The following is a 3,724-nucleotide window of genomic DNA, read 5'->3' as shown; positions in this document are numbered from 1 at the left end:
CCCTCACCCCCGGCCAGGCACTCCACGCCCTGCTCCGCGACCTCGGCGCCGAACCGCGTCACATCCCCGAACACCCGGACGCGGCAAGCGCGTTGCTCCGCTCCCTGCTCGCGCCCACCCGCACGCTGATGGTGCTGGACGACGCCGAGAACGCCGCTCAGGTACGGCCGTTGCTGCCGGCCGGCACCGGCTGCGCGGTGATCGTCACCAGCCGTTCTCCGCTGACCGCGCTCGACGGCGCCCGCCGTTTCCCGCTCACCCCCCTGTCCGGCGAGGACAGCGCCGCACTGCTGCGCGCCGTCTCCGGCCGCGACGGCCTCGACGCGGCCCACCCGCTCGTCGAACTCACCGGCCGCCTCCCGCTCGCCCTGCGCATCGTCGCCGCCCGCCTGGCCGCCCGCGGGGCCCTCACCCCGGACGTCCTGGCCGGTCAACTCGCCGCCACAGAAGGCCGGTTGCATCACCTGGAGTACGACGACCTCAGCGTCCGCCGCTCCCTCGCCGTCGCCCACGACGCCCTCGCCGCCTCCGACCGCGAGACCGACCGCGACGCGGCCCGCACCCTGCACCACATCGGCACCCTCGACCTCCCGGCCTACGGCGCCCCCTTGCTCGCCCGCCTCGCCGCCACCGACGAACGCCGCACCGAGGCAGCCCTCGACCGCCTGGTCGACGTAGCCCTCCTGGAGGAGACGTCGTACGGCCGCTACGCCCCCCACGACCTGGTCCGCGACTTCGCCCGCGAACTGGCGGAGAGCGGAGGGGAGTTGAACGGAGCCAGGGGCAGCGGAGGCGGCAGGGAAGGGAAGGACGCCCTCGCCGACACCGACCTGGCGGAAACGCCCCCCGCCGACACTGACCGCGCCGGCACCGACCTCGTAGAGGCACCCCTCTCCCGAGCCTCCCTCTCCGAACCCACCCCCGCCGAAACCGACCTCATAGCAACCGCCCTCGCCTGGTACACCGCCCACGCCGAACGCACCCTCACCGCGATCGTCGAACCGGGCCTCGACCAGGACGACCGCCGCCGCCCGACCGCCGCGCAGCCCCCCGGCCACGCCACCGAGGTCGCGGCCACCACCTCCTTCCCCCGCCCCGAAGACGCCTTCGCCTGGGGCGACTTGGAGCTGGAGAACGTGGTGGCCCTCGTGACCCGGTACCGCGACACCCCCGATCTCCGCCGGACCGCCTACGTCTCGACGCTCGTCCGGCTCCTCTTCCCCTACGTCCTGCGCAGCGGCCGCGTCGCCGAGACGGAGGTGCTCGGCCGGGCCGCCCTCGGCGCGGCTCGGCGGCTCGGGGACGACGCGGCGGAGGCGTACGCGCTCGGCGATCTCGCCGGGCTGCACTTCCTGACCGGCCGGCAGAACGAGGCGCTCGGCCTCAACGACCAGGCCCTGGCGATCTGGTGGCGACTCGACGCGGTCTCGTGGATCCGCCGCTGCCTCAACAACCGGGGTCTGCTCCTCGAAGGCCTGGGCCGTTACGCCGAGTCCGGGGTCGCCCTGCGCCAAAGCCTCGCCCACTCACGGCAGTTGAACGACCCGTACGGCGAGGCCGTGACCCACAGCCACCTCGGCAACCTGTACGAGCACACCGACCCCCGCGCCGCCATCGAACAGCACCGCCGCTCCCTCGCCATCGGCGACGAGATCGGCGCCGTCATCGTGCAGCACTCGGCGCACTGCAACATCGGCTACGCCCACCTCACCCTCGGCGAACCGGCCGCCGCCGTACCGCACTTCGAGGAGAGCCTGCGCATCCTCGGCGGCCACGGCGACTGGCACGGCGAGTCGCAGACCCGCCTCGGCCTGGTCCGCGCCCTCCGCCTCCTCGGCCGCACCGAAGGCACCCGCACCGAACGAGCCGATACCGAAGGTGCCCACACCACACGCGCCCACACCGAGTGCGCCGAACTCCTCCGCCGCGCGGACGCCCGAGCCGACCGCTACATGGGCGGCCTGGCCCGGCACCAACTCGGCCTGCTGCTACGGGAACAGGGCCGCGAGGACGAGGCGTACGCGGAGTGGCGGGTGGCCCTCGACGCGCTCGACGGAACGGACGAGAAGGCCGTCGTCCAGGAACTCGGCGAGCTGTTGTCGCGGCGTGACGCGCGTTGACAGCCCGAGTCCCCGCCCCGTTCTACTTGGCATCGGCGTAGCACTCGACCACCGCCACCGTGAAGGGAAACCGCACCGGCGTCTCCCCGAATGTCAGCCGCCCGGCGAGGTCGGCCGCCTCCTGTATCGCCGCGGCCACGGTCCCGGCCTCCTCCTCGGGGCAGTGCACGATCACCTCGTCGTGCTGGAAGAAGACCAGTTCCGCCGCCAGCTCCGCACAGGACCGCCGGAGCGCGGCCAGCATCAGCAGCGCCCAGTCCGCCGCACTGCCCTGGACGACGAAGTTACGGGCGAAACGGCCCCGGGCACGGGAGTTGGTGGAGGCGTAACCCGGCACCCAGCCCTGGTCGGCGGGGGCCGTGACGGGGTCGTCCTGGGGGATGCCCGCCTCCTCCGCCGCGTCCTCGCCCCCGGCCACCGGCGGGCAGGTCCGCCCCAGCCAGGTCCGGACGAGCCGCCCCTCCTCGCCCGCCTTCGCGGCGTCGTCGACGTACGCCACCGCCTTGGGGAACCGGCGTCTGAGCGCGGCGAGGTTCTTGAGGCCGTCGCCGGAGGTCTGGCCGTAGACCGCGCCGAGCACGGCGATCTTGGCCTGGTCGCGGTCGCCGGAGAAGGCGCGGTCGGACACGGCCTGGTAGAGGTCGGTGGCGCGGCCGGCCACCTCCATCAGCCCGGGGTCGCGGGAGATCGCGGCGAGCACCCGCGGTTCCATCTGGTCGGCGTCGGCGACGACGAGCCGCCAGCCCGGGTCGGCGACCACGGCCCGCCGGATGACCTTGGGGATCTGCAGCCCGCCCCCGCCGTTGGTGACCCAGCGCCCGGTGACCGTCCCGCCCGCGAGGAACTCCGGCCGGAACCGCCCGTCCCGCACCCAGTCCTGCAGCCAGGACCAGCCATGCGCCACCCAGATCCGGTACAGCTTCTTGTACTCCAGCAGCGGCTTCACGGCCGGATGGTCGAGGGACTGGATCTCCCAGCGCCGGGTGGACTTGACCTTGATCCCGGCTTCGGCAAACGCCTTGACCACATCCGCCGGCAGATCCGGCCGCACCCGCCTCCCGAAGGCGATGGACACCTCGTCCGCCAACTCGGCGAGCCGCCGCGGCTCACCACCGCCCGCATACCGGTCGCCCAGCAACTCGTGCAGCATCTCCCGGTGCACCTCGGCGCTCCACGGCAGCCCGGCCCGGTTCATCTCGGCCGCGACCAGCATCCCCGCCGACTCGGAGGCGGTGAGCAGCCGCATCCGGTCGGGGTGCGTTGCGGCGTCGTGCCGGCGCTGCTGCTCGGCGTACACGGCGAGCAGGTCGGCCAGGGGGAGATGGACGCTCTGCGGTTCGAAGAGCGAGGGCTGCGCGCCCGGTTCTGCGGCCCGCTGCGGCGGATCCGGCGGTACGGCACCGCCCCGCAACCGGGCCAGCGCGGCCGCCGCCGACCGCGGTTCACCGTGCCGGCCCTCGTGCCCGAGCAACAGCGTCTCGGCGTCCTCGACGTCGTAGCACCGCTCCACCCGCACCCCCGCGGCGAGCAGCACCGGATACACCTCGGCCGTGGACCGCCACACCCACCGGCCCACGTCAGGCCGCCCCCGCACGGCCTCGACA

General features: G+C 73.9%; 2 protein-coding genes. One reads left to right on the top strand and one right to left on the bottom strand.

Annotated features, from left to right (window positions below; translation table 11 throughout):
• The coding region (locus AC31A1_RS48510) for a tetratricopeptide repeat protein (RefSeq protein WP_489659444.1) at positions 1-2,120 on the top strand (2,120 nt) is incomplete at its 5' end.
• A 22-nt stretch (positions 2,121-2,142) separates the two neighbouring features.
• Here the strand turns inward: AC31A1_RS48510 and AC31A1_RS48505 are convergent.
• A partial coding sequence (locus tag AC31A1_RS48505) for a bifunctional 3'-5' exonuclease/DNA polymerase (protein WP_489659443.1) occupies positions 2,143-3,724 on the bottom strand: 1,582 nt, incomplete at its 5' end.

It is taken from the genome of Streptomyces sp. P5F9 (genome assembly GCF_057961495.1).
This window is presented reverse-complemented; position numbering and strand designations above follow the sequence as displayed.